This is a genomic window from Amycolatopsis sp. NPDC043889, from assembly GCF_056435645.1.
The window spans coordinates 72,518-98,146 of the sequence record NZ_JBWKEC010000032.1 but is presented as its reverse complement, the minus strand read 5'-3'; the positions used below and the strand labels follow the sequence as shown (position 1 = coordinate 98,146).

Sequence of the window (25,629 nt, the reverse complement as noted above, 5' to 3'; positions counted from 1 at the left end):
GGGACGAGAGCGGCGACCCTGAAGGTCCGTGAAGGCCTCCTTCACTACCCTCAGGGTAGGCAAGGAGGCCTTCACGGACACATGATCAGCCCCAGTCAGATCCAGTAGGCACCCAAGACGCTCTCGGCCCTGACCCGAATCGCCATTCACGACCAGCTGTACCGATGCTGAGTCGCTGGTCGACTACGCTTTGATACTTTCGACTTTGACCATTTTCGCGGTGCGGGGTTAGTGTTCGGCGATGGAAGACGTGGACGCGGCCGGACTGGACTTCTGGTCGTTCGTGGCGCTGGCGAACCGGCGGCTCGCGCACGAGTACGGCTTCCGGCACCAGCTGGCGACCGAGGTCCTGCTGACCCTCAATCGTGCCTCCGACCTGGTGACTTACGATCTCGAAGCCGCGGTGCACCGGCCGCGCGGCCGGTCGTGGTCGGCGTTCCGGCTGCTGTTCGTGGTCTGGCTCGCCGGTCCGCTCGAACCGACCAGTGCCGCCCGGCTGACCGGGATGAGCCGGGCGGCGGTGTCGAATCTGGTCAAGACGCTGGTCGCGGAGGGGATGCTCCACCGCGTCCCGGACGAACGGGACGGCCGTTCGGTGCAGTTGTCGCTGACCGAGGCGGGGCACGAGGAGATGGTCTCGGTGTTCCGCGAGCACAACGAGCGCGAATTCGGCTGGACGAACGCGCTGACCGAGACCGAACAGCGCATCCTCGTCATGCTGCTGGGCAAGCTGATCACGAGCCGCGCCGAGTTCGGCACCCGGAGCCGCAAGTAGGCCTTTCCGTCGCGAGGAAGACCGGACTACGCTGCTCGATGGATAGTAAAAGCGTGAACTAAATCGGCGAGGAGGAGACCATGGTGGACGGCGGACGGATTCCCGCGCTCTTCGCCGGGCTGTGCGACGACGCCGCGGTGTTCCCGCCAGGGCTGGCCCCGCTGCCGGACGCCGTCACGGCGCACGACGAGCACGTCTCCGCCTGGTACGCCGACCTCGTCGGGCCGCTGGTGGTCGCCGCCACCGCGCTCGGCGACCTCGCCGAAGTGCTGGGCGACCGGGCGACTCCGCTGCCGGTCTCGGTGACCCTGCCCGGCGGGCCCGCGCAGCTCGACGGCGTGCTCGAAGCCGTCGCGTCACTGCCGGTGAAACTCGACGCGCTGGAGATCGCCGTCCCGGAAGGGATGGGCCCGGACGAGGTGCTCGCCGCGATTTCCCGTGCCACCGCACCGGTTTTCGTCGAAATCCCGCGCGACGACCGACGTGTCCCGCTGCTGACCGCTCTTTCCGGGACCGGTCGCCGCGCGAAGTTCCGCACCGGTGGCGTCCGAGCCGATCTGTACCCCGGCGAAGCGGAACTCGCCGCCGCGGTGCGGGCGGCCGTCGGGGCGGGCGTTCCGTTCAAGGCCACCGCCGGGCTGCACCATGCCCTCCGCAACACCGATCCGGAAACCGGCTTCGAACAGCACGGCTTCCTCAACCTGATGCTCGCCACCGACGCCGTCCACACCGATGGCGACCCAGAAGCCGTTCTCGCCGAACGGGACGGCGCCGTCATCGCCGAGCAGCTCCGGGAACTGGACGCGGATCGCGTCGCCGCCCTCCGCGCGGGCTTCACGTCGTTCGGCACCTGCAGCATCACCGACCCCCTGACCGAACTGGCCGGGCTCGGCCTGCTCGAGGCGCCCCGAGGAGAGGCATGACCACGATCGACATCCCCGCAGGCTCGCTGTTCGGGATCGACAACCTGCCGTACGGCGTGTTCTCCGTCGACGGCGATTCCCCGCGCGTCGGCGTGCGCGTCGGCGACTCCGTTCTCGACCTGGCCGCGGCGCTCGGCGACGACGTCTTCGCCGCGCCGACGCTGAACCCGTTCATGGCGCAGGGATACGACCGCTGGGTGGCGGTCCGCGAACGGATCCGCGACCTGGTCGCCGGCGAGGTCCCCGATGGCGCGGTCCACGCGATCGAACGGGTGACCCTGCACCTGCCGATCGAGGTCGCGGACTACGTCGACTTCTACGCCTCCGAGCACCACGCCTCGAACGTCGGCAGGCTGTTCCGCCCCGACGCGGAACCGTTGCTGCCCAACTGGAAGCACCTCCCGGTCGGCTACCACGGGCGGTCCGGCACGGTCCTGGTCTCCGGTACGGACATCGTGCGCCCGAGCGGTCAGCGCAAGGCCCCGGCCGAAGCGGCGCCGGTGTTCGGGCCGAGCACGCGGCTGGACATCGAGGCCGAGATGGGCTTCATCGTCGGCACCGGAACCCCGCTGAACAACCCGATCAACCCGGATTCCTTCCCCCGCCACGTTTTCGGCGCGGTCCTGCTCAACGACTGGTCGGCCCGCGACATCCAGGCGTGGGAATACGTCCCGCTGGGCCCGCACCTCGGCAAGAGCTTCGCGACGTCGATCTCTCCTTGGGTCGTGCCGATCCTGGCGCTGGAGACCGCGCGGATCCCCCTGCCCGGCCAGACGGACCCGGAGCCGCTGCCGTACCTGCGGGAAAGCGACCCGTGGGGGCTCGACATCGACCTCGTCATCGCATGGAACGGCGAGGAGGTCAGCCGCCCGCCGTTCCGCGAGATGTACTGGTCGCCCGCCCAGATGCTCGCGCACCTGACGGTCAACGGCGCTTCCTCGCGCACGGGCGACCTGTACGGTTCCGGCACGATCTCCGGGCCGGAGAAGCACCAGCGCGGCGCGTTCCTCGAATTGTCCTGGGGCGGTAAGGAACCGCTCACGGTCAAGGGGGAGGAGCGCACCTTCCTGCTGGACGGCGACGAGGTCGTGATCACCGGGACCGCGCCCGGGGCGAACGGCTCGCGGATCGGGTTCGGCGAGGTGCGGGGACGCGTGCTGCCCGCAGGGTGACTCAGCTACCGGGGATCCCGTTGGGCGGCGGCCCGTCGTTAGCGGCGGAGTCGTCCGCCTTGATGGGGGCCTCGCCGAGGTCGGTCACCAGTACCGGCGTCAGTTCCTTGCCGACGCCTCCCCTGAGCTCGACCACCGACATTCCGGAGATGCCGAGGTGGCTGTCGCCGGAGTAGCGGAACGGCGCCAGACCCGGTCCCTCGAACGTCTTCCCGGACTGCTGGATCACCTCGACGAGGCGCTCGCGCGTCAGGTCCTTTCCAGCCGCCTGCAACGCCTGGACGAACGTGTACGCCTGCGCCATCCCGTAGATGCGGTAGTTCGTCAGGTCGCCGCCCTTGCCGTGCGCCTTCCAGACGTTCTGCCACAGCTTTGTCCACGCGTTGTCCGGCGCGTCGACGCCCGGCAGGTACTCGGTCGTGACCACGCCGTCGATGAGCGACGCGCCGTTGGTGACCTTGCCTTCGGAGAACCGCGCGAGCAGTGAACCGACGAGCGCTGGATCGGAGCCGACGTTGCTGTAGACCCACTTCGGCTTGAAACCGATCTTCAGCGACGCCAGCTGGGAGAGCGCGGTGTACGACGGAACGGTGAAGCCCAGCACCAGATCCACGCCCGCGGCCTTGAGTTTGGCGATCTGCGGCGCGATGTCGGTGTTGCCGGGTGAGTACTTCGCGACCTCCACGATCTGCTGGCCGAGGTACCGCCGGGCGCCCTTCTCGCCGTCGCGGCCGAAGTCGTCGTCCTGGAGGAACAGGCCGACCTTGGCGTCCGGCAGGTTCTTCCGCACCCAGTCGCCGATGATCTTGCCTTCGATCTCGTAGTCAGGCTGCCAGCCGAAGGTGAACGGCGCCTTCTTCGGATCGTCGCCCCAGCGCAGCGAACCCGACGACACGAACAGGTCCGGCACCTTGGAGTTGTTCAGGAAATCGACGACGGCGCTGTGCGTCGGCGTGCCGAGGCCGCCGACCATCGCGAAGATCTCCTCCTTGAGCACCAGTTCGTCGGTGACCGCGCTCGTGGTGGTCGGGTTGTAGCCGTCGTCCTTCACCACGAACTCGATCTTGCGGCCGTTGACGCCGCCGTTCGCGTTCACGTAGTCGTAGTAGGCCTGATGACCGCTCGGGATCTCGCTGTAGCCCGGCGCGGCGACGCCGGTCAGCGGGAAATGCGCGCCGATCTTGATGGTCGTGTCGGTGACGCCGACCGTCGAGCCCTTCTGCTCGCCCTCGGGTCTGCCGCCCGCGCCGCAGGCGGCGGTGACCGTGACGGCCAGGAAGACGGTCACGGCCTTGGTCCAGCGTTTCATGAAGTTCTCCTCCGATGGATGAGTTTCCGCAGCCCGCCGGCGAGACCGGCGGGTGCGAGCAGCACGATCAGGACGGTGACCAGGCCGTAGATCAACGGCGCCAGATGCGCGGCCTGCACGTCGGAGAGGCCAAGATCCGTTCCCGCGCCGGTCACCAGAGGCGGCAGGAAGGTCAGCAGCGCGGCGCCGGCGAGCGCTCCGGTCAGGCTCCCGAGACCGCCGAGCACCACCGCGGACACCAGCAGCAGCGACAACGTCAGCGCGAACCCGCTCGGCGCCGCCAGCCGCGCCGACAACGCCATCAGCGCTCCGGCCAGCCCCGCGCATCCCGAGCTGACGACGAACGCCCGCACCCGCGTGCGGCCGAGGTCGATCCCGGCCAGTTCGGCGGCCACGTCCTCGTCACGTACCGCTCGCCAGTCGCGTCCGACCCGGCCGCGGGACAGGTTCGCCAGCAGCACGAACACGATGATCACCGCGAGCCACGAAAGGTAGGCGAGATAACGGATCGAGGTGAGTTCGTGGCCGGTGACGAAGTACGCGGCGTCCGCCAGCCGGCCGGGGATTTCTGGCATGCGCACGGGCAAGCCCTGCTCACCGCCGAGCACTTCACCGAAGAACAACGGGATCCCGGGAACGGCGACGGCGAGCGCGAGTGTCGCGCCGGCGAGATACGGCCCGTGCAGCCTGGCCGCGGCGACGCCGACGAGGGCTCCGACGGCCAGCGTGATCACCATCGCCAGCACCAGGATCACCGGCAGCGGAAGGAATTCCGACTTCAACAGGAGCGCTGTCGAGTAGGCGCCGACGGCCATCAAGGCGCCGTGCCCGAGCGACAGCTGCCCGTTGAGTCCGGTCAGGACGGTCAGGCCGCCCGCCGCGATCGCGAAATACGCCATCGTGGTGAGCTGCGAGGTGAAGAACGGCCCGGAGTTCTCCAGTACCAGTACGACGACGAGCAGCGCGGCGAGCGCGCCCAGCAGAGAGCGGCGTGGCACGTCAGACCCTCCGTTCACGGACGCTCGCGAACAGGCCACCGGGCTTCAGGAGCAGCACCACCATGAGTAGCGCCAGCGCGGCGAGCGGGACGAGTTCCGAGCCGACGTAGCCGCTCACCAAACTCAACGACAGGCCGAGGACGACGCCGCCGACGACCGCGCCGACCGGGCTGTCCAGCCCGCCGAGGACCGCGGCGACGAAACCGTACACCACCACACCGTCCATATAGGACGGATGGACGAGACCGCCGCCGGCGATCAGCAGACCGGACAGCGAACCGGCGAGCGCGGCCAGCGCCCAGCCCAGGGTGAGCATCCGCCCGACCCGCACGCCGAGCAGGCGGGCCACCTCCCGGTCGAAGGCCGCGGCCCGCATCCGCAGGCCCAGATCGGTACCGCGGAACAGCAGCACGAGCCCGATCAGCACCACGCCGACGGCGGCGATGGTGAACACGCCGAATCCGGTCAGCGCGATCGTCGTGTCGCCGACCTGGAACCCGGTGAGCCCGAACGGCGCCGGGAACGACCGGTACCGCGAGCCGAACACCAGCGCCGCCAGCGCGTGCAACACGATGAACAGCCCGAGGGTGAGGATGACGGCGTTGATCTCGGCCTTGCCGTCGACGAACCGGACGACGAACCGTTCCACCAGCGCGCCGAGCACGAGTCCCGAGGCGAGGGCCACGGCGAAACCGGCCCAGTACGACCAGCCCGCGTCGATCAGGACCAGTGCCAGGTAGGTGGTGATCATCGCCATCGGCGCCTGCGCGAAGTTCACGATCCGCGTCGCCCGCCAGATGAGCACGAGCGCCAGCGCGAACGCGGCGTAGACCACGCCCAGCGTCAGGCCGGTGAGCGCGGTGGTCAGCAGTTGCTGCACAGGGCTCCCTTTCAGAATCCGAGGTAGGCGTGCCGGAGGTCGTCGTCCGCGACGAGCGCGGCCGCGTCCCGCCGGACGACCACCTGCCCGAGGTTGAGCACGACGCCGTGGTCGGCGATGGACAGCGCGCTGCGCGCGTTCTGCTCGACCAGCACGACGGCCAGTCCTTCGTCGTGCACGAGACCGCGCAGCAGGCCGAAGATCCGCGCCACGATCCGGGGCGCGAGCCCCAAGGACGGTTCGTCCAGCAGCAGCACCTTCGGCCGGGAGAGCAGCGCGCGGCCGATGACCAGCATCTGCCGTTCCCCGCCGGAAAGGACGTGCGCGAGTCCGTTCTTGCGGTCGGCCAGCGCCGGAAAGAGGTCGTAGATCCGGCGGAGGTCGGCCGCCGTCGCGCGCCCGCGTGCCCCGAGCGCGCCGAGCCGCAGGTTCTCCTCGACGGTCAGTTCGGCCAGCACGCCGCGGCCTTCGGGGACGTGCGCGAGCCCGAGCGCCGGAAGGTCCTCTGTGGACACTCTGCTCAAATTCCGGCCCGCGAGCGAGATACCGCCGCCAGACGGCGGCACGAGCCCGGAAATGGTGCGCAGCAAGGTCGTCTTGCCCGCGCCGTTCGCGCCGAGCACCGCGGTGATCTCGCCTTCCGCGGCCGAAAGGCTCACGGAATCGAGCGCGCGCACCGGGCCGTAGCTCGCCGAGAGGTTCTCAACGGTCAGCACCGGCCACCTCCTCGCCGAGGTAGGCGGCTTGGACCGCCGGATCGGCGCGGATCTCGTCCGGGGTGCCGCGGGCGATGACCCTGCCGAAGTCCAGCACCACGATCTCGTCGCAGACGCCCATCACCAGATCCATATGGTGCTCGACGAGCATCACCGACATGCGTTCGGTCAGCCCGCGGACCAATTCGCCGACCTCGGCGATCTCCGCCGACGACAGGCCGCCCGCCGGTTCGTCGAGCAGCAGGAGGTCGGGTTCGCTCACCAGCGCTCGCGCCAGCGCGACGCGCTTCCGTACCGGGTAAGGAAGGCTCGCGGGATAGCGATGGGCGACGTCGGCGATGTCGAAGGCATCCAGTTGAATCATCGCGCGCTCGGCCAGCGCCTTCTCGTCCTTCGCCCACCCCAGCAACGAGGACAAGAAGCCGGATTTCGCGTGCCTGCCCGCCCCCGCGAGGACGTTCTCCAGCACGGTCATCCGGTCGAACAGGCCGAGTTCCTGCAGGCTGCGGGCGATGCCGAGGCCGGCGAGATGATGCGGGCGCAGCCGCCGTAGTTCCGTGCCGCGCCAGGTCAGCGTGCCGGTATCCGGGCGGACGAAACCGCACGCGACGTTGAAGAGGGTGGTCTTGCCCGCCCCGTTCGGGCCGATCACCCCGAGCACCCGGCCCGGCGCGACGGTCAGGGAGACGTCCGACAGGGCGACGAGACCACCGAAGGTCACCGACACGCCGGACATCTCGAAGGTCGACAGGGTCACGCAAGAACTCCCAACGGAGAGAGGAGGTCCCGGCGCGGGCGCGCCGGGACCGATGACACTCAGGCGTGCGGACACGTGTCCCGGTAGTCGCTGATCGTGCGGTCGTCCGGGGCGGGGCAGAGGAACTGCTCGTAGCGGGTGTCGTTGTCCACGAACCGCTTCAGCCACGAGAGCGTGTACTTGGCCATGGTCGTGTTCGCCGTGTTCGGGAAGAAGTGGCTCGCGTTGTCCAGCTCCATGTACGCCTTCTCCGCCGAAGCGGGAATGCTGGTGTAGAACGGGATCGAGTGCGACGCCACCGGCGCGACGGAGTCGGACTCGCCGCCGATGATGAACGTCGGCACCCTCAGCGAGGACCAGGATTTCTGCGTGTTCCACGGCGCGAGCGGCACCGCGGCCTGCAGCGACGGCCGGTCCTGCGCGGCTTCGAGCGAACCGCCGCCGCCCATCGAGTGGCCCGCCACCGCGAGCCGCGTGGTGTCGATGCGGGACCGGACCGTGCTGCGCTGGGTCAGGTAGTCGAGCGCGGCCAGCAGCTGGTCACCGCGGCTGTCGGGCTGGTCGTAGATCGTATTGGTGTCGATCGTGAACACCACGAAGCCCTGCGACGCCAGCCGCGGGCCCATCCACGCGATACTCGACTGGGTCGCGGTGAACCCCGGCGAGATGGCGACCGCGCCGAACGTGCCCTGCGCGGTGCTGGTGGGGTAGTAGATGGTTCCGCCGCCGAAGCCGGTGACGGCCAGTCTCGACACGGAAGTCTGGGATACCGCGAACGAGCCGCGGGAGGCTTCGATGCTGCTTTCCGTCGGGTCGGGTCCTCGTTCGTAGGGGTTCTCGGCGGCGTAGGCCGCGGGGGCGACAGTGAGTGCCGCGACAGTGGCCAGTCCACAAAGGATCCGGGTCGTACTACGCATGGTGCCGTCTCCGTTCGCCGTTGAACACGGTCCGTGGTGATGGACTGTGGCAAACGGCCGGAGTGGGCTGCATCGGTGAAATCGCCAGTCTTGATCCGCGAGGAGTTCCCGCCGGGCCGGTCGCCCGTACGATCGGCGATCGTGAACCCCTCAGCCGAGGACATAGTCCGCACCGCGGCGCGGTGGATCGATCGCGGCGTCCGCGTCGACACCTCCGCCTTCGCCCAGGATCTGGGCATCTCGCGCAGCACCCTGTTCCGCCGCGTCGGAAACCGGGAAGACCTGCTCGGTGATGCCCTCTACTACCTGTCCGAGCGCACCCTGACGGCCGCCGCGCGCACCTGGGAGCGCGAAGAGGGCGACGTGGTGCGCAACGCGGCCGGTGAACTGCGCTGTCTTTCGATCATGCGCGAGTACCGGTCCGTGCTGGCGGCGAGTGCCGGGTTCCGGCGCTTCCTCGACGACGAGCCGGTGCTGGCGATCCGGCTGCTGACCGACCCGGACGGCCGCGTCCAGCCGCGAGTGATCGCGGCACACGTCGAGCTCCTTCGCCGCGACGTCGAGGACGGCGGCTTCGTGCCCGCGGTCAGCCTGGACAGCCTGTGTTACGCGATCGTGCGGCTGGGGGAGGCGTTCCTGTACTCGGACGTCCTCGCCTCCCGGACCCCCGATCTCGAAGCGGCGTCGACGCTGCTCGGAGCGCTCGTGGAAGGACGGGTGCCGAGCAGGACCTTGTGAAACACTTGCGCCTGGTGTTTCATCGAGAGGGATCTCGAGGAGGCGCCGATGCCTGTGTACCCGCTGCGGGGGAGGGACGACCTCTTCGGCGGGCTGAGGTCGGTCGCCGGGCGTGCCGTGCTGGTCCGCGGTGCGGAAGGCCTGGGCAAATCGGCCCTGCTCACCGAGCTGCGCGCCACCCTCGGCGTTCGCCTCGTCGGTGTGCGGGGCCTGCGAGCGGAAAGCGAGCTGCCCTACGGCGCCCTGCAGCGGATGTTCGGTGCGCCGGTCTCCAGCGGCGCGGAGACACGAGACCGGCTCGGCGCTGTTTCGGCGCCGACGATCTGCTGGGTCGACGACGCGCACTGGGTCGATCCGGAGTCCTTGGCGGCGCTGGGGTTCGCCGCCAGGCGACTGGCGGGAGCGCCGGTCGGGATGGTGCTCGCCTCGCGATCCGGATCCGACGAATTCGACTCCGTCGAGCTGCCGCCGTTGCCCGTTTCCGCCGCCGATCAGGTGCTGCGTGACCGCGGCGTGCCCGCCGGGGTGCGCCCGCAGCTGGTCGAACTGGGTGACGGGAACCCGGCCGATCTCGTAGCGCTGGCGGCTTCGCTGACACCCGCTCAGGCGGCCGGGCGGGAACCGGTTTCGCCGATCCTGCCGGAGCGCCTGCCTCGTTACGCGGCCGAGCTCGACGCGATGCGGCTCGACGAACGGCTCCGTTTTCTCGCCACCTGTATGGACTTCTCCGCGAGGAAGGCGACCTGGTACGCGGCGGCGTCCCCGGCCGACCGCAGGGCGGCGCACGCGCGGCTGGCCTCCGCCGAGGAGGGGCCCGACGCGCTCTGGCATCGCGCGATGGCGACGGCCACGCCGTCCGAGCCACTCGCGGACGCGCTCGCCGCGGCACCGGCGGTGGATCACGCGGCCGCGGCCCGGCAGCTCGAACGCGCCGCCGCCCTGACCGCCGATCCGGCCACACGGGCGACCCGGCTGCTGGCCGCGGCGGACGCGGCCTGGCAGGCGGGCAGACCTGGGTGGGCACGGCTGCTGCTGTCCAGAGTGGACGCTGAACCGGGCGCGGTGGCGTTGCTGCACGGGGAGATCGAGCTGCGTGACGGCGATCCCGCCGTCGCCACCCACGAACTGGGCGCGGCGGCGGAACTGCTGCCCGATCCGGCGGGCGCGCTCCTGCTGGCGGGTGAGGCGCGCAGGCTCGGTGGTGACCTGAGCGGCTACCGGGCCCTCGCCAGGACGGTCCCGGCGGGCGACGGGCTGGTCTCCGCGCATTTCCACGGTCTGACCTCGGTTTACGCCGGACGTCACGAGGACGCCGTCACTCCGCTGAAGGACGCTGTCACCAAGGGGATGGCCGGCTCGGACGTCGCCGGGGCCGTCTGGGCCGCCGAAGCGGCCTTCGCCCGTGGGCATGCCGAACAGGCGCACGAATACGCGGCCGCGGCCGTGAGCCGCGCGCGGCTCGGCAAACGCCACGCGGAACTGCCGTGGGCGCTGATCTACCTGTCGCTTTCGGCCATCGCGCTCGACCGCATCCCCTGTGCGCGGGCGGCGTCCCGCGACGGCCTGCGGGCACCGCACAACCTGCGGATGGAGCATCTGACGCTGCTGGGGCTGGCCGCCGCACTGCTCGGCGACCGCGTACCGGAGCTGGACGAAGCGGCCGAAGGCATCGCCGAACGCGGTCTCGGCAGGCCCGCCGCGGTCGCCGCGTGGGCGAACGCCTGTCTGGACCTGGCCGAAGACCGGCCCGACGACGCGTTGAGCAGGCTCGAAGACCTCGCTTCCGGTGTCTCCGGCGACCAGCCGGTGATCCGGGTGCTGGCCACCCCGCAACTCGTCGAGGCGGCCGTCTGTGCCGGGCGACCCGAACGCGCACTGGCCGCGCTGGAGGTGTTCGACCGCTGGACCCTCGCGGGCGCGGAACCCTGCTGGCTCGCGCTGAGCCACCGCTGTCACGCGCTGACCGCGTCGGATCCCGGTGTGGCGGAACAGCGTTTCGTCCTGGCCATCGAGGCGCACCGGCGGGCGGGCGGCGCGATGGAACTCGCCAGGACCCGGCTCGCCTACGCCACCCTATTGCGACGGCATCGACGGACCCGGGACGCCCGCGACCAGTTCCGCGATGCCTTGCGGGGCTTCGAAAACGTCGGCGCGACCCGGTTCGCCGAACGGGCAAGGGCCGGGCTGCGAGCGACCGGCGAGACCGTCGACTCGCCGCACCGATCGCTCGCCGGCCTCACACCGCAGCAGGACGCCATCACCCGCCTGGTGGCGGCGGGGGAGACGAACAAGGAGATCGCGCGGCGGCTGGTGATCAGCCATCGCACGGTGGATCACCACTTGCGGAACATCTTCACGGCATTGGGTGTGCGGTCCCGGGTGGAACTCGCGCGCCGCGTCGCCGCCGGCGAGTGACGCTGCTCGTGACTCGCGTGCCTGGAGGCGGAACTCGCGTGCTCAGAGGCGGAACTCGCGTGCCTGGAGGCGTAATATGCCGCGTGGAGGTCCGCGCGGCGAGTTCCGTCTCTGAGCACGCGAGTTCGGCGTTCAAGCACGCGTGTTCCGTCTCTGAGCACGCGAGTTACGGGCCAGTCTCACGTCACGGGCAGGCGAGGACCGGGGCCTGCGGACGCCCGCCGCCGTGCAGGTCGCTCAGCGGAACCCTGGCCAGGCCGAGGATCGCCTGCGCGGTCGCGCGCGGGGCGGTCGACGGGTTCAGGCCCGTGGCGTCGTAGGCGATCGCGCCGCGGTCCGCCTCGGCGCCGGCGCAGCCGGTCTGCAGTGACCGCAGGAATTCCCGCGCCTTGACGGCGGCGGCGGGGCGGTGCCCGGCCAGCGCCTGCGCGGCGAGACCGGTGCTGTTCGCGTTCGGCGCGTTGGTGGAGAAACCGAAGCCGCCGTTCGGGTGCTGCTTGGTGACCAGCCAGGAGGTGCCCTCCCCGGCGTTCACCGGGTCACCGGTGGCGCGCAAGGCCTGCACGACCGTCGCGGTCGCGTCGACGTCGCTCGTGCACGTCGCTTCGCCGAAGTTCAGCGGGAAACCGCCGTCGGGGCACTGGGTGCCCGCGAGGAACGTCACGGCCTGCGCCGGGACGTCGCCGGTGCGGTCCAGCGCCAGCAAGGCGAGTGACTGCGAGAGGGCGTTGGAGTAGTCGCCGTATTCGGAGCGGTCGGAGAACCGGCCGGACGGCGTGAGCAGCGAGAGCAGGCCCGCCTTCAGGTCGACGCCGCCGAACGACGCCGGGTTCTTGCCGCGAACCTGCGCGGCGAGCAGCAGTTTGGCGTGCGCGCCCGCGTACGCCTCGGTGCCGCCGCCGACGTAGCCCGTGGTGATCTCCGGTTTCGCCAGCCAGGTGATCGCCTTGCCCGCGTTCGTGTCCGACACCCCGGCCGCGGCGAACGCGAAGATCGCGTCGATCGTCAAACCCTGGTCGGGGAACTTCTGGCCGCCGAAGTCGGCCTCGAACCTTTCCCCGTCGGCCATCTGCCTCGCGAGCCAGCCCGCGGCGGCGTCCGCCTTGTTGTGGGTGGCCGCGGCCGCCGCCGGAGCGGCGGCCAGCCCGAGGCCGCACAGCAGGGCGACAGCGAAAACCAAACGTCTCATGAGAACCCTTTCCCGCATTTCCACGACAGGAGTCGGTGACACCGCGCGACGTGGGTGACCGGGCTCGCCTGGAGGGCACACCGTTGCGGGACAGCGCCGGACTCTCACCGGACTTCCCCCACGACCGCGCTGAATCGGATGAACCGAAGAGTACCGCCAGAGCGCGAGTTTCGATGTGATCCTGGCAACCGACCTGGTCAGCGGTGCCTGCCGGAGGTGATCGAGTGTTAACCTCGATCGGCTCGACAACTGCACACCGCCGCCCGTGACGGGGAAGCCGGTCGAAATCCGGCGCTGTCGCGCAACCGTGGGCCCTTCACCAGGGCGAGCCGGGATACCGAACGGGCGGATGAACGAACCACTGTCGCGATAAACAGGGGTGACCGCGGCGTCCGCGCCTGTCCTCCGTCATGCCGCTAGGAGGAGTCATGCGCCGCCGGTCCCTCGCCGCAGTGGCGTTCGTCGTCAGCGTCGGCGTGGTCGCCGCACTGCTCACCGGGACGGCCACGGCCGCGAACGATCCCGGCGCCGCGAAGGCGAATTCCCGCTGGCTCGCGACCAAGCTGAAGCCGGACGGCACGCTCGAGAACCCCAACGGGGGCGCACTGCCCGACCACGGCCTGATGCTCGACGTGCTTTTCGCACTGTACGCGTCGGGCGACGGCGCCAAGGCCGAGCCGATCATGAAGTTCCTCGACGACGAAGGCCACGCCACCGACTACTTCACCTGGGACGGACTGGTTCCCGGTGCCGGATACGACAAGGTCATCGTCGGGGGCTCGCTCGCCAAGACGCTGCTGGCCGCCCAGATTTCCGGCCGGGACCCGCGAAACGTCGACGGGTACGACCTGGTCGCCGAGACCCATGCCGCGATCATGCGCAACGGCCCCGACAAGGGCCGGATCAGCGACTACTCCAAAGATCCGGAGCGCACCGGCTCGGTGAACAACGACGCGAACTCGTTCGGGCAGGCGCTCGGCGTCATCGGGCTCGCCGTGGCGGGCGAGAACGACCGGATCGCCATCGACAGGTTGCTGACCCAGCAATGTTCCGAGGGCTACTTCCGCCTCTTCTTCCCCTACATCCCGACGAAGGAGACCGGCGACCACGTCACCCCGGGCGGCAGCAAGGTTTCGACCTGCGACGAAGGCAAGCGGCTCGACCTTTCCCCGGCCGACGGCGACGCCACCGGCCTCGCGCTCTCGGCGCTGCTGGCCGCGAAGAAGGCGGGCGCGACCGGACTCGACGCCTCGATCGCCAAGACCGTCTCGTGGCTCAAAGCGAACCAGACTTCCGGTGGCGGTTGGGGTGGTGGCGTCGGCACCGAGGCGCCGAACACCAACAGCACCGGCATGATCGTCCAGGCGCTCGCCGACGCGGGTGGCGCGGACGCGGCGGTGGACAAGGGCGTGCGGTACCTCAAATCCGCGCAGGCGAACGCTGCCGCCGACGCCGGCACCAAGCTCGCGGGCGAACTCGGCGCGATCGCCTACAACCCGGCTTCCTACGAGGCCGCGCGCACCTCGGGTATCAGCGGGGTCGACACCTGGATCCGTGCGGGTGCCCAGGCCTCGCTCGGGTTGTCGCAGGTCGGGTTCTACTCGCTCGCGAGGGGCACCGCTCAACCGCCGACCAGCGGCGCCCCGGCTCCTACGACGACCACCATCACGACGTCGGTGACGCCGCCGCCCAAACCCAAGAAGGCCGGCACGCCCAGGGCGTCCACCGTCGTCCAGCCACCGGCCGCGATCGCCACCCCGGACACGGCGACACCGGCCGCCCGCCTCGGCGCCTACCTGGCGAACCGGCTCGTCGGCGGTGACCACGTCGAGGTGACCGAGGACGGCAAGACCTACGTCGACTACGACGCCACCGCCGACGTGGTGCTGGCCCTGCGAGCGCTGGACCAGCAGCCGGACTCCGTCGCCCGCGCGTCGCAGTTCCTGGTGAAGCCGGAAGCCGTACGGGCCTATGCCCACGGCGCGCCCTACGAGCAAGGTGAGGCGTCGTATGCCGAACCGCTCGCGAAACTCGTGCTCGTCGCCGAGTTCGCGAAGGCCGACGTCGCCGGGCAACTGCGCTCCGATCTGGTGAAGCTGCGCGGCACCGACGGCAAGTTCACCGACACCGGATCGTTCGCCGACGCCGACGAGACGGTGGAGCGGCACGCTTGGGCGGTGCTCGCCACCGTGGCCGATCCCGGTCCTGCGGTCGAACTGCTCCTTTCGCGCCAGTGCGCCGACGGAACCTTCCCGAAGCATCTCGACACCGTGGAGTGCGGCTCCGGCGACCTCGCCGCGACCGCCGCCGCGGTCACCGCGCTCGCCGCCCGTCCGCACACCGACGCCGCGCCCCCGTCCAGGCGCCCGGACGGCTGGAGCGAGCGGCGCGTGTCGGCGTTCGTCTCCGCGGTGGGCGCGCTCGGCGTCCGGCCGACCGGCGAGGGCATGGTCACTGGAGAGGGCGGAGAGCCGGACGTCGCGCTCAGCGCCGCCGTCGCCGCCGCGCGGCAGACCGCCGGCCTCGACGCGAGCGGAACGGCGCGGTCACTGGGCGAACAGGTCCAAGCCGATGGCGGTCTAGCCAAGGGATCCGCCGGGGCGACCGATTTCCCGACCAGTCTGGCCGCGGCGCAAGGAGTCGCGGGCCGATCGTGGCTGACCGCACCTGATTCGCCGCTCTCGCCCGCGATCCGGCTGCCGCTGACCGAGGCGAATCCGTCCGGCGCACCGGTACTGGCCGCGGAGCAGTCCGGCTCCCCGCCGTCATGGCTGATCTGGGGACTCGCCGGGCTGGCCGTCCTGCTGCTGCTCACCGTGATCGCACTGGTTTTCGTACTTCGCCGTTTCACCAAGAAAAAGGGGGCAACACCATGAAGAGAATGCTGGCCGTGACGTCCGTCCTCATCGGACTGATCGGGCTTTCCGCCGCACCCGCGAACGCGGTCGACACGACCAAGGGCTACGCCGGGATCTGCACCGGCGCCGACGCGCTCACCGGGGTCACCGTCGTGGTCGACTTCCAGGAGCTGGACGGCAACGGCGGGACCGCCGCGCCGACGATCACCCGCTGCTCGCCCAACGCCTCGCCGGGTACCGCCCGCACGGGCATCAAGGCCTTGCAGGACGCGGGGATCGCGGTCGCCGGCACCGCACGCTGGGGGCTCGCTTTCGTCTGCCGCGTGGAAGGCCGCCCGTCCGCGACGGAGACCCTCCCGCTGTCGACCAACCCGAACTACAAGGAGGCGTGCGTCACCACTCCGCCCACCGGCGCGTACTGGGGTTACTGGCACGCGGACGGTTCCGGCTCGACCTGGACCTACAGCACCTCCGGCGCCGTCAACCGGAACGTGACCCCCGGCGGCTTCGAGGGCTGGTCGTTCTCGCTGAACAAGTCGGCGTCGACCAACCCGCCGCCCGGTGTCACGCCGAGGAACCCGGCCATCCCGTGAGGAGGGTTCTTCCCGCGGTGGCGGCGGTCTTCCTGATCGCCGCCACGGCACCCTCCGCGCACGCCGTCGACCAGAGCAAGGGGTATCCCGGGTTCTGCAAGGACGCCACCGGGGTCACCGTGGTGGTGGACTTCCAGCAACTCGGCGGCACGGCCATCGTCCGCTGCAATCCCCAGACCACGCGCGGCACCGGACTGGACGCGCTCAAGGGCGCCGGTTTCCAGATCGCCGGGGTGCAGCGCTGGGGCGAGTCGTTCGTCTGCCGGGTCGAGAATCGTCCTTCCGCGGCCGAGGACATCCCGGTCAGCGGCCGCGAGACGTACCGGGAGCAGTGTGTCGACACGCCTCCCGCGCAGGCCTACTGGTCCTACTGGCACGCCTCGAACAACTGCGCGTGGGACTACAGCCAGTGGGGGCTCAAGAACCGGGACTTCACCCCGGGAGGGTTCGAGGGTTGGTCGTTCTCCCTGAACGCCAGCGCCCAGAACAACCCGGTCCCGCGGGTCTCCGCCGTGCGGCCGGGGACCGAGGGGCAGCCGTGCGTGCCGCGCGAGGAGGCCAAGCCGGTCACCGGCGATCCCGGCGAGCAACAGCGGCCGCGGCCGGGGAGCGGTCAGGCCGACGGCCCGCAGCCGACGGCCGGTGCGGAACCGGGCGCGGGGGAAGCCCCCGCCGCGGAGCCGAGTTCCGGCGCGCTGCCGTCGCCCAAACCGCGGCCGAGCGCCTCGGCGCGGCCGAAGGCGCAGGACCCGTCGTCGAACGTCGCGTTCACCGGTGGGGAGAACGCCGAGGACGTCAACGCGGTGATCGAACGCGAGTCCGGAGCCAGCGGCTGGGCGCCGTGGGCGGCGGGCGCCGCGATACTGGCGCTGTGCGTGGCGGGATTCCTGGCGGCACGCAGACGCAAACGCGCACAAGGAGTTCGGTGACGTCCTACTTCCTGCCGCGTGACCTGCATCCGGCCGCGTGGTGGGTGTGGGCGCTGGGACTCGCCGTCGCCGCGACCCGCACGACGAACCCCTGGCTGCTGCTGACCATCGTGGCGGTCGCGGGATACGTCGTCGTGGCCCGGCGCGGTGAGGCGCCGTGGGCGCTGGCGTTCCGGCTCTACCTGTACCTTGGCGCGTTCATCGTCGCGATCCGCGTGTTCTTCCGCGTCGTGTTCGGCGGCGCCGAGGGATCCACGATCATCCTGCGGCTGCCCGAGATCCCGCTGCCGGAATGGGCGGCGGGTATCCGGCTCTTCGGCGACGTGTCCGCGGAATCGTTGCTCGGCGGGCTCTACGACGGGATGCGGCTGGCGGCGATGGTGATCTGCCTCGGCGCGGCCAACGCGCTCGCGAACCCGAAACGCCTGCTCAAGGCGATGCCGCCGGCGTTGTACGAGGTGGGCACGGCGGTGATCGTCGCGCTGTCGGTGTTCCCGCAGCTGGCCGAAAGCGTGCTGCGGGTCCGGCGGGCCCGCAAACTGCGCGGCGGTTCGGGCAAGAAGAAGATGAAGGCCCTGCACACCGTCCTCATCCCGGTGCTGGAGGACGCGCTTTCGCGGTCATTGCAGCTGGCCGCGTCGATGGACTCGCGCGGTTACGGCCGTGCGGGACTGGTCGAGGCGCGGACCAGGCTGATCACGGGAACGCTGATGATCGTCGGCCTGCTCGGCGTTTGCGTCGGCGTTTACGCCACTTTGGACGGTTCGACGCCCCGATACCTCGCCGCGCCGGTACTTTCCGCGGGAGTCGTGGTCGGGCTGATCGGCTTCTGGTCGGCGGGAAAGCGGGTCCGGCGCACGCGTTACCGGCCCGATCGCTGGCACCTGCCGGAGATCGTCGTCGCCGTCAGCGGGATCGGGGTCGCGGTGACCCTGTTCGTGACCTCCAGCGTGAACCCGATGAACATGAACCCGTCCCTGATCGACCTGTCCTGGCCGGCGCTGTCCTGGGGGCCGTTGCTCGGGGTGCTGCTCGGCGTGGTGCCCGCGTTCCTGACCCCGGCCCCCGAACCCCCGTACGCCGCACTCGAAGAAGAAGCGCACACATGATCGAACTCGACCACGTTTCCTTCATCTATCACGGCCGCACCGAACCGGTGCTGTCCGACGTGACGCTGTACATCGGCGAGGGCGAGCTCGTGCTGTTCGCGGGCCAGACGGGGGCGGGCAAGTCGACCCTGCTCGGCACGATCAACGGTCTCGTCCCGCATTTCACCGGCGGGCATCTCGATGGCACGGTGTCCGTCGACGGCGTGACGACGCGTTCCCGGCCGCCTCGTGAGTTCGCGCATCTGGTCGGCGTCGTCGGGCAGGACCCGCTCGCGGGCTTCGTCACCGATACGGTCGAGGACGAACTCGCGTACGGCATGGAGCAGCTCGGCCTGAGCCCGCAGGTGATGCGACGCCGGGTGGAAGAGACGCTCGACCTCCTCGGCATCGCGGAACTGCGCAGGCGCGCGCTGCGGACGCTGTCGGGCGGGCAGCAGCAGCGGGTGGCCATCGGTTCGGTGCTGACGACGCATCCCAAGGTGCTGGTGCTGGACGAGCCGACGTCCGCGCTGGACCCGACCGCGGCCGAGGAAGTGCTCGCGACGCTGGCCAGGCTGGTGGAGGACCTCGGCACGACGGTGCTGATGGCCGAGCACCGGATGGAACGCGTGATCCCGTTCGCGGACCGGATGATCCACGTCCCGGGCAGCGGCGGAGTGGTCGACGGGACACCGCCGGAAGTGTTGAAGGACATGCCGATCGCGCCGCCGATCGTCCACTTGGGACGGTTGGCGGGTTGGGATCCGCTGCCGATGTCGGTGCGTGACGCCCGGCGGCGCGCTTCGTCACTGACACTCGGGGCTCCCACCGTGCGGAGCACCGCCGTCGGCGAGGAGCTGCTGACCGCGTCCGGTGTGGTCGTGCGGTACGGGCCGAAGGTCGCGGTGCGGGAGGTCGATCTGACCCTGCGTGCCGGCGAGGTGCTGGCGATGATGGGGCGCAACGGCTCCGGCAAGTCGTCGCTGCTGTGGGCGGTGCAGGGCTCCGGGCCCCGGCAGGGCGGCAAGGTCACCGTCGAGGGCGAGGACCCGAAGACGCTGAGCAGTGCCGAGGCCCGCGCGTTGGTCGGCATGGTGCCGCAGACCGCGAGCGACCTGCTGTACCTGCAGACGGTCGCCGCCGAATGCGAAGCCGCCGACGCGGAATCGGGTGCGGAGCCGGGGCATTGCCGGAACCTGCTCGAAAGGCTCGCTCCGGGCATCGATCCCGCGTCCCATCCGCGTGACCTGTCGGAGGGCCAGCGTCTCGCGCTGGTGCTCGCCGTGCAGCTGTCGGCCGCCCCGCGGATCATGCTGCTGGACGAACCGACCCGCGGCCTCGACTACACCGCGAAGGCGGCGCTGGCGCGGATGATCGCTTCGCTGGCGGCCGAGGGCAAGGCGATCGTGGTGGCCACCCACGACGTCGAGTTCGTCGCGACGATCGCGCACCGGGTGATCGTGATGGCGGAGGGAGAGGTCGTCTCGGACGGCCTGACGCGCGAGGTGCTCGGCGGTTCCCCGGCGTTCGCCACGCAGATCGCGAAGATCCTCGGCGAGCCTTGGCTCACCGTCGAAGAGGTCCGGTCGGCGCTTCCGCAGGAGGTCCCGTGACCACGACGGCCCCCGCGGTCCGGCTCGGCCCGCGCTCGGCGACGGTGCTCGGCCTCGCGTCGCTCGCGGGGCTGATGATGTTCGTCTGGCCGCTGCTGGTCCGTGTCGAGCCGCAGTCGATGCAGCACGGCCCGGACGCGCCGTTCGTGTTCATCGGGATCCTGCCGATCCTGATCGTCATCGTGCTGGCCGAAATATCCGAAGGGGGCATGGATTCCAAGGCCCTCGCGATGCTCGGCGTCCTTTCCGCGGTGAACGCCGCCCTGCGGCCCCTCGGCGCGGGGACCGCGGGCATCGAAGCCGTGTTCTTCCTGCTGGTGCTGGCCGGGCGAGTGCTCGGTCCCGGTTTCGGTTTCGTGCTGGGCTGCACGTCGATGTTCGCTTCGGCGTTGCTGACCGCCGGGGTGGGACCGTGGCTGCCGTTCCAGATGATGTGCTCGGCGTGGATCGGGATGGGCGCGGGACTGCTGCCGCGCCGCGTCACCGGCAAAGCCGAGATCGCGATGCTGGTGGGGTACGGGATCCTCGTCGCATACGTCTTCGGACTCCTGATGAACCTGTGGTTCTGGCCGTTCATCACCGACGTCGAAGTGCCGTACCACGACGGGCACATCTCCTACGTGCCCGGCGCCCCGCTGCTGGAGAACCTGCACCGGTTCGCCGTGTTCACCCTGCTGACCTCGACGGCGGGCTGGGACACGGGTCGCGCGATCACCAACGCGGTGGCGATCCTGGTGCTGGGCCCCGCCGTGCTCGCGACGTTGCGCCGGGCTTCGCGGAAGGCTTCCTTCGGGGTGATTCCTTCCTTTACCGAGCCTGCTTCCGGCGCAGGACGTGGCACGCCACGGCGAACGCCACCCCCGCGGCCACGATGATCGCGGCGAAGACGGGATGCATGTCCTTGGACAGGCTCTGCGCGCGTTCGGGGCCGATCGCCCAGAGCGCCAAGGGCGTGGCGTAGGCCGCGGTGAGGGCGATCGCGCCCCAGCGGAGCGCCTTGAGCCGGGTGCCGCGCAGAGTGCCGATCAGGACGAGGGCGACCGGGACGACGGCGAGCATCGCGAACTGGCCGACGATCATGACCGGCACGGCCCAGGCCGAGACGAGGACGGAACGCGGCGCGTGGCGGACGGTGGTTTCGCGGTCGAGCGTGTGGGTGGACATCGGTTCCTCCGGGTCGCGAAATGCGGTCAGCAGTGGGATTCGGCGGTGGCTTTGAGGTCCTTCAGCCAGGCTTCGAGGCCCCAGCCGAGGTATTGGGTCGCGGTGGGTACGTCGGCCTCCACCTGGGCCCCTGCCCAGTTCTCCTCGGTGCGGACCAGCACGCCGCCCTTGACCTCGGTGAAGGTCCAGACGTGGACGCCGTTGTCGATGCTGAGGCCCTCGCCGACCGCGGGCCCGCTCCAGCGGAGGCAGTTGCCGCGCTGGATCTGGTGGACGGTCGAGGTGATCGACAGCGTGGTGGCGGGGGTCGTGGCCGTCGGCGGCGCCGGCGTGGTCCAGCGGAACCGCGAGTTCTCGCGGAGCGGGCCCAGGTCCAGGCGTTCGTTGCTCAGCACCGGCTCCTGCCAGGACGGCCAGCGTTCGACGTCGGTCTGAAGCCGCCAGATCTTGCTCAGCGGCGCCTTGATCAGGGTCTCGGTCCGATAGTGGATCGGAGCCTTCGTGTCGATGGTCTTGCCTTGACACGACAGTGGGACGGGAGAGGCGGCGGCGGCCTGCGCGGGCGTCACGGTGCCGCCCAGCAGGCCGTACACCAAAGGAAGAGCGAGTGCGACGGTGCGGCGGAGAGTCATGTGAACTCCTTGTTATCGGTGATCGCGATAGTTAGAAGCTATAACCAAAGTCGGTGAGTGTCAATAGGGAAAGTGATAGCCTCTAACTGAACGAGCCTGGAAGGAGTCGCCGTGAAGACCTCGCGTGAGCGGTACCGGGCCCAGGTGCGCGACGAGATCAAGCGGTACGCGTGGGAGCAGCTGGGTACGACCGGCGTCTCCGCGCTGTCCCTCAATGGGATCGCCAAACACGTGGGCATGAGCGGACCCGCGCTGTACCGGTACTTCCCCAATCGCGACGACCTGATCACGGACCTCGTCCGTGACGCCTATCGAAGCCTCGCCGACGTCGTCCGGGCGGCGGCTGAAGCCGGTGGCGTGGCCGAAGTCGCCTACGCGATCAGGGAATGGGCGCTGGCGGATCCGCAGCGATACCTGTTCGTCTACGGAACGCCGATCCCCGGTTATCGCGCGCCCGGCGACACCGCGGAGATCTCGAACGAGATCATGGCCGTGCTGCTCAGGGTGCACGCGACGGCTCCGGATGACGGGCGGCCGACGGCGTTCGACGGCCATCTCGACGAGCATCGCGAGTGGGCGGGCGGGCTGCCGGTGTCCGCAGCGGTACTTCGTCGTGCCGTGACGTTCTGGACCCGGATCCACGGCGTCCTGTCCCTGGAGCTGGCCGGGCATTTGGCCGGTATGGGGTTCGACCCCGGCAGGCTGTTCGCCGCCGAACTCGAGCAATTGTCCACAAAGGACAATTTCCGCTGAGCGGGGCATCGCCGCCCGCTGTGCTAACTTCCGGGGATGCGCAAAGGATCCAGGGTTCCTTTCGGTCGTACGCTCGCCGTGATCGCGTCGGTGCTTCTGTCCTCGCTGATCGGCCCGGGGGCCGTCGCGAACGCCTCCGGCGGGCACGGCTGTGAATGCGCCACTCCGTCGATCGACCGGTTGCAGCACTGGCTCGCCTCCGGTGAGGGCGCCACGGTGCCGCCGACCGGCAGCCTGCTCGTCCGCGAACGCGGCGGTTACGCGGCCAAAGTGGCTTTCCTCAACGCGGAATGGCACGTGGTCGTCGTCTGGCTGGGGAATCGGTTCGAAGCGCAAGCCGATCTCTCGGAATCCGCCGGTTTCTGGATGACCTACAGCGCGACCGATGACCTCTACGTCCAGTTGCGTCCAGCCTCGCAGTGGAGCGGCGGGAACAAGTGGCTCACGAAGGTGCCGTCGACCGGCGGGAAGAGGGTGAAGAAGTTCTTCAGCTTCAAGCCCGAGGCTTGGACGACGCTGCCCGAGCTGGGGACGCCCGGCCACTCCTTCGCCTCGGCGCTGACCGAGGCGCGAGGCCTGGTCTTCGTCGGCAAAACCCCGAACGAACTCGATTTCCGCGGCCTCTCGATCGATCGCTACCGGCCGCCCTGTCTCTGACCACTCCTCGGTATTCACCTGTCCGGAGCCGGCGATGTCGCGCACCGTGCCCGTTTTGTCCTGTACGGTGAACATTCAGCCGCCTGCGCACGACCGATCCGAGGAGTACCCCTGATGAGCCTGTTCGACTCGCTGAAGGAAAAGGCCGCCGAGCTTCTCGGTGGCGCGGGCGACAAGGTCAGCGAACTGACCGGCGTCGACCTTTCCGGTGCCGCCGACCAGGTCACCCAGTCGGCCGGCGGACTGGCCGAGACCGGCCAGGGGCTCGCCGAGAGCGCCACCACCGCGGGCCAGGACGCCGTCGACTCGGCCACCGCGGCCGGTCAGGGCGTCGTCGACTCCACCGGTGCCCTCGGCGACGCCGCCACCGGGCTGGCAGGCGACGTGATCGACCCGAACGCCCGGGGCTGACCGCCCCCGGTCTCCCCGGTATCCCGTGGATACCGGGGAGATCGTCATGTCGTGGTACCCCGTTCCGGCGTTCGGGTGCCGGGAAAAATGAGGCCCGCCCGACCGTCGTTCGCCGCTAGTCTTGGCGGAACTGACTGATCTGCGGGGGAGCGGACCATGGTCGGAATCTGGATAGCCCTCGGAATGCTCACCTTGGTGATCGGCGTCGCCGTCGTCACCGATCTGCGCGATCGAGGTCGGGGCGGGACGCGCAAGATCATGTTGCCGGGCTGGGCCTCGCGGCGTGCCGACTACACGGAGAACGACCTCGTCCACTGGCGCTGGACGGAAAAGCCGCCGCGTGAGCAGGACGTGAAGTTCCAGCGCAAGTACCGGGCGGGCGACGAATAGGGAGTCATGCCGGCCTTGTGCCGCGCACTCTCCGCGCTGCGGATTCCCGCGCCGGATTCGATTCTTTTCGTGAATTCCGTGGAAGGGGATGGCGTCACACCAAAGGTGGTGACCCCGATCACAGGTGCCTCTCTCATTGTGAGAACATGAGGGTCGAGGTCGCCGGATCCCGGAGGGTGAATGCTCCGCAGAATGCGTCGCTGGCTCGAATTGCTCAGTCTCGGCGGGTTGGCGGTGGTCGGCTTCGCGGTCGGGATCTCCGAACAGCTCGGCCTGCTGGACAAAGTGGCGCCGAAAGGCATCTCCACGCTGACGCTGATCATGGTCAGCGGTGTGGTCGTGGTGCTGCTCGTCGAGCTGACCCCGTTGCGCGCGCTGGAAGACATCCGCGATCGTCTCGCCGGCCTCGACATCGACACCATCGCCGCGAGCCGGCGCCGTTCGCACTACGGCGGCGTGGTCGAAGTGCACAAACGCTTTCCGGACGACGAGTTCGCGGCGCATATCGCGAAGGCCAAGCAGGTGACGATCCTGAACACCTGGATCCCCAACCTGCAACGTCTGGAAAAGGAACTGGAAGCCGCGATCGTCGACCGGCGCGCCCAAGTGCGCATCATGCTGCTGCACCCGAACTCGATGCTGGTGGGGCTAAGGGAAGCGGCGCTGCACCGGAGCGACGGCGCGGGCAAGACCTTCGTGAGCACGGGGATCGTGGAGTGCCTGGATACCCTCGCCCGCCTGCACCGGCGGCTGGCGAAGCGTCAGGCCAACCTGAAGGTGCGACTGTTCAACTCGCAGGCCTCGGTTTCGGTGTACCGGGCGGACGGGCGCTACCTGGTCAGCATGTTCCTGCACGGCCAGCTGGCGATCGATTCACCGCAGTTCGAGATCGAGGGCACGCACGACACCGTGCTCGGCGAACAGATCCAGCGCGAGCTCGACACGTTGTGGGACATCGGCCGCGACGTGGACCTCGGCGACTGGAACCGAAGCATCGACATGATCCGTTTCTGAGCAAGAGGTGTAGTGATGCGCGAACTTGACGAGTTCGAAGACGGTTTGATCGAGCGGTTCCGGAATCACCCGGCGCTGCGTGGCGTCACCGAGCTCTCACCGGAGGACCTGCAGACCGTCCTGCTGCAGCGGCGTTTCCTGTCGCTGGCCTTCACCATGGCCTACGACCTGGCGATCGACCTGTTCACCGACGAGCAGTCCAAGCGGATCGCCCGCGTCATCATCCGTGAGGAGTACCCGGACAACGCGTCGCCCGGCAGCACTCCTTCACACCGCGAGGACATGATGGCGGACATCCTCGCGCTGGGCGTCCCGCGGGAAGCGCTGGTGCGGTCGCGGAGGACCTTGGCCACGACGGCCTGCGTCGACACCACGATGGAGCTGATCGCCTCGGCGGGCGACTCGAAGCACTCCGACGTCGAACTGCTGACCATCCTGCGCTTCTGGGGCGAGGTGCTGGTCTCCGTCGAATACGGCGAACTGTGGCGCCGCATCGGTCCGGTGCTCGGCGACAAGTCCGTCTTCTATTACCCGCACCATGTGCACGACGCGAAGTCCCGCCCACTCGCCGCCGCGTCGCCGCTTTCGCTCACCCATTCCGATCAGCTCGGGCTGCGGCTCGTGCAGCTGATCGATTCGAGCGAGGCACGGGAGCGGTTCCGGGAGACGGAGCAGGCGGTCGTCGCGGTCAAGACGGCGTTCTACGATCAGTTCCTGCCCGCCTCGTGAGTGGTAAGG

26 protein-coding genes and 2 riboswitches are annotated in these 25,629 nt (G+C 69.7%); of the genes, 17 read left to right on the top strand and 9 right to left on the bottom strand.

What is annotated here, in order from left to right:
• Positions 1 to 241 precede the first annotated feature (241 nt).
• From AC0685_RS36400 to fahA, 3 genes are all read left to right on the top strand, one after another.
• Entirely contained in the window at positions 242 to 775 is a 534-nt protein-coding gene (locus tag AC0685_RS36400; protein ID WP_340688211.1) for a MarR family winged helix-turn-helix transcriptional regulator, read from the top strand.
• 80 nt (positions 776 to 855) lie between these two features.
• Entirely contained in the window at positions 856 to 1,698 is an 843-nt protein-coding gene (locus AC0685_RS36395) for a hypothetical protein (RefSeq protein WP_478229623.1), read from the top strand.
• Positions 1,695 to 2,870, top strand: a complete 1,176-nt coding sequence (gene fahA / locus AC0685_RS36390) for a fumarylacetoacetase (protein WP_478229622.1) — start codon at positions 1,695 to 1,697, stop codon at positions 2,868 to 2,870. The genes AC0685_RS36395 and fahA overlap by 4 nt, the downstream gene beginning before the upstream one ends.
• 1 nt (position 2,871) lies before the next feature.
• Here fahA and AC0685_RS36385 read toward each other — a convergent pair whose 3' ends face one another.
• Genes AC0685_RS36385 through bdeA form a run of 6 tightly spaced genes read right to left on the bottom strand, consistent with a single transcriptional unit; the run spans position 2,872 to position 8,447 of the window.
• Positions 2,872 to 4,179, bottom strand: a complete 1,308-nt coding sequence (locus tag AC0685_RS36385) for an ABC transporter substrate-binding protein (protein ID WP_478229621.1) — start codon at positions 4,177 to 4,179, stop codon at positions 2,872 to 2,874.
• Positions 4,176 to 5,177 carry a branched-chain amino acid ABC transporter permease gene (locus AC0685_RS36380; RefSeq protein ID WP_478229620.1) on the bottom strand — a complete coding sequence of 334 codons (1,002 nt, stop codon included), beginning with the start codon at positions 5,175 to 5,177 and terminating at the stop codon, positions 4,176 to 4,178. The genes AC0685_RS36385 and AC0685_RS36380 overlap by 4 nt, the downstream gene beginning before the upstream one ends.
• A gap of 1 nt (position 5,178) precedes the next feature.
• Complete coding sequence (locus AC0685_RS36375; RefSeq protein WP_125682124.1) at positions 5,179 to 6,057, bottom strand: branched-chain amino acid ABC transporter permease; 879 nt, start codon at positions 6,055 to 6,057, stop codon at positions 5,179 to 5,181.
• 11 nt (positions 6,058 to 6,068) lie between these two features.
• Complete coding sequence (locus AC0685_RS36370; RefSeq protein WP_478229619.1) at positions 6,069 to 6,773, bottom strand: ABC transporter ATP-binding protein; 705 nt, start codon at positions 6,771 to 6,773, stop codon at positions 6,069 to 6,071.
• Entirely contained in the window at positions 6,760 to 7,530 is a 771-nt protein-coding gene (locus AC0685_RS36365) for an ABC transporter ATP-binding protein (RefSeq protein ID WP_478229618.1), read from the bottom strand. The genes AC0685_RS36370 and AC0685_RS36365 overlap by 14 nt, the downstream gene beginning before the upstream one ends.
• A 59-nt stretch (positions 7,531 to 7,589) precedes the next feature.
• Positions 7,590 to 8,447 (bottom strand): bis(hydroxyethyl) terephthalate hydrolase, encoded by an 858-nt coding sequence (bdeA, locus tag AC0685_RS36360; RefSeq protein ID WP_478229617.1) that lies wholly within the window; start codon positions 8,445 to 8,447, stop codon positions 7,590 to 7,592.
• A gap of 141 nt (positions 8,448 to 8,588) precedes the next feature.
• Here bdeA and AC0685_RS36355 point away from each other — a divergent pair, with 141 nt between their 5' ends.
• Both AC0685_RS36355 and AC0685_RS36350 read left to right on the top strand, forming a co-directional pair.
• The gene (locus AC0685_RS36355; RefSeq protein ID WP_125682130.1) at positions 8,589 to 9,185 is read left to right on the top strand and encodes a QsdR family transcriptional regulator; all 597 of its coding nucleotides are present in this window, start codon (positions 8,589 to 8,591) and stop codon (positions 9,183 to 9,185) included.
• Between the two features lie 48 nt (positions 9,186 to 9,233).
• Positions 9,234 to 11,600 carry a helix-turn-helix transcriptional regulator gene (locus AC0685_RS36350; RefSeq protein WP_478229616.1) on the top strand — a complete coding sequence of 789 codons (2,367 nt, stop codon included), beginning with the start codon at positions 9,234 to 9,236 and terminating at the stop codon, positions 11,598 to 11,600.
• 184 nt (positions 11,601 to 11,784) lie between these two features.
• Here the strand turns inward: AC0685_RS36350 and AC0685_RS36345 are convergent, their stop codons facing one another.
• Positions 11,785 to 12,789: a peptidase gene (locus tag AC0685_RS36345; RefSeq protein ID WP_478229615.1), complete on the bottom strand. Its 1,005-nt coding sequence runs from the start codon at positions 12,787 to 12,789 to the stop codon at positions 11,785 to 11,787.
• 30 nt (positions 12,790 to 12,819) lie between these two features.
• Positions 12,820 to 12,933, bottom strand: a riboswitch (cobalamin riboswitch).
• 127 nt (positions 12,934 to 13,060) lie between these two features.
• Positions 13,061 to 13,128: riboswitch (cobalamin riboswitch) on the top strand.
• An 89-nt stretch (positions 13,129 to 13,217) separates the two neighbouring features.
• On the opposite strand from AC0685_RS36345, the gene AC0685_RS36340 reads away from it, so the two are divergent.
• From AC0685_RS36340 to AC0685_RS36315, 6 genes are read left to right on the top strand one after another with little or no spacing between them, the layout of a single operon-like run.
• Complete coding sequence (locus AC0685_RS36340) at positions 13,218 to 15,665, top strand: hypothetical protein (RefSeq protein WP_478229614.1); 2,448 nt, start codon at positions 13,218 to 13,220, stop codon at positions 15,663 to 15,665.
• On the top strand, positions 15,662 to 16,240 hold the full coding sequence (locus tag AC0685_RS36335; protein ID WP_478229613.1) for a flagellar hook-length control protein FliK: 579 nt from the start codon (positions 15,662 to 15,664) through the stop codon (positions 16,238 to 16,240). The genes AC0685_RS36340 and AC0685_RS36335 overlap by 4 nt, the downstream gene beginning before the upstream one ends.
• The gene (locus AC0685_RS36330; RefSeq protein WP_478229612.1) at positions 16,237 to 17,169 is read left to right on the top strand and encodes an ABC transporter substrate-binding protein; all 933 of its coding nucleotides are present in this window, start codon (positions 16,237 to 16,239) and stop codon (positions 17,167 to 17,169) included. Before AC0685_RS36335 ends, AC0685_RS36330 begins: the two co-directional genes overlap by 4 nt.
• Positions 17,166 to 18,278: an energy-coupling factor transporter transmembrane component T gene (locus AC0685_RS36325; RefSeq protein ID WP_478229611.1), complete on the top strand. Its 1,113-nt coding sequence runs from the start codon at positions 17,166 to 17,168 to the stop codon at positions 18,276 to 18,278. Before AC0685_RS36330 ends, AC0685_RS36325 begins: the two co-directional genes overlap by 4 nt.
• Entirely contained in the window at positions 18,275 to 19,870 is a 1,596-nt protein-coding gene (locus tag AC0685_RS36320) for an ABC transporter ATP-binding protein (protein WP_478229610.1), read from the top strand. Before AC0685_RS36325 ends, AC0685_RS36320 begins: the two co-directional genes overlap by 4 nt.
• Entirely contained in the window at positions 19,867 to 20,745 is an 879-nt protein-coding gene (locus AC0685_RS36315) for an ECF transporter S component family protein (protein WP_478229609.1), read from the top strand. The genes AC0685_RS36320 and AC0685_RS36315 overlap by 4 nt, the downstream gene beginning before the upstream one ends.
• Here the strand turns inward: AC0685_RS36315 and AC0685_RS36310 are convergent.
• Together AC0685_RS36310 and AC0685_RS36305 are read right to left on the bottom strand one after the other, a co-directional pair.
• Positions 20,678 to 21,034 (bottom strand): hypothetical protein, encoded by a 357-nt coding sequence (locus AC0685_RS36310; protein ID WP_478229608.1) that lies wholly within the window; start codon positions 21,032 to 21,034, stop codon positions 20,678 to 20,680. The two genes, AC0685_RS36315 and AC0685_RS36310, sit on opposite strands and share 68 nt — an antisense overlap.
• A gap of 26 nt (positions 21,035 to 21,060) precedes the next feature.
• Positions 21,061 to 21,666 carry an SRPBCC family protein gene (locus AC0685_RS36305; RefSeq protein WP_478229607.1) on the bottom strand — a complete coding sequence of 202 codons (606 nt, stop codon included), beginning with the start codon at positions 21,664 to 21,666 and terminating at the stop codon, positions 21,061 to 21,063.
• Positions 21,667 to 21,777: 111 nt separating this feature from the next.
• On the opposite strand from AC0685_RS36305, the gene AC0685_RS36300 reads away from it, so the two are divergent.
• From AC0685_RS36300 to AC0685_RS36275, 6 genes are all read left to right on the top strand, one after another.
• Entirely contained in the window at positions 21,778 to 22,419 is a 642-nt protein-coding gene (locus AC0685_RS36300; RefSeq protein WP_478229606.1) for a TetR/AcrR family transcriptional regulator, read from the top strand.
• 78 nt (positions 22,420 to 22,497) lie between these two features.
• Positions 22,498 to 23,076, top strand: a complete 579-nt coding sequence (locus tag AC0685_RS36295; protein ID WP_478229624.1) for a hypothetical protein — start codon at positions 22,498 to 22,500, stop codon at positions 23,074 to 23,076.
• 114 nt (positions 23,077 to 23,190) lie between these two features.
• Positions 23,191 to 23,487 (top strand): hypothetical protein, encoded by a 297-nt coding sequence (locus AC0685_RS36290; protein ID WP_257485745.1) that lies wholly within the window; start codon positions 23,191 to 23,193, stop codon positions 23,485 to 23,487.
• A 156-nt stretch (positions 23,488 to 23,643) separates the two neighbouring features.
• Complete coding sequence (locus tag AC0685_RS36285; RefSeq protein WP_478229605.1) at positions 23,644 to 23,877, top strand: hypothetical protein; 234 nt, start codon at positions 23,644 to 23,646, stop codon at positions 23,875 to 23,877.
• Positions 23,878 to 24,069: 192 nt separating this feature from the next.
• On the top strand, positions 24,070 to 24,891 hold the full coding sequence (locus AC0685_RS36280; protein WP_478229604.1) for a hypothetical protein: 822 nt from the start codon (positions 24,070 to 24,072) through the stop codon (positions 24,889 to 24,891).
• Positions 24,892 to 24,906: 15 nt separating this feature from the next.
• Positions 24,907 to 25,620: a hypothetical protein gene (locus AC0685_RS36275; protein WP_478229603.1), complete on the top strand. Its 714-nt coding sequence runs from the start codon at positions 24,907 to 24,909 to the stop codon at positions 25,618 to 25,620.
• Positions 25,621 to 25,629: the final 9 nt, after the last annotated feature.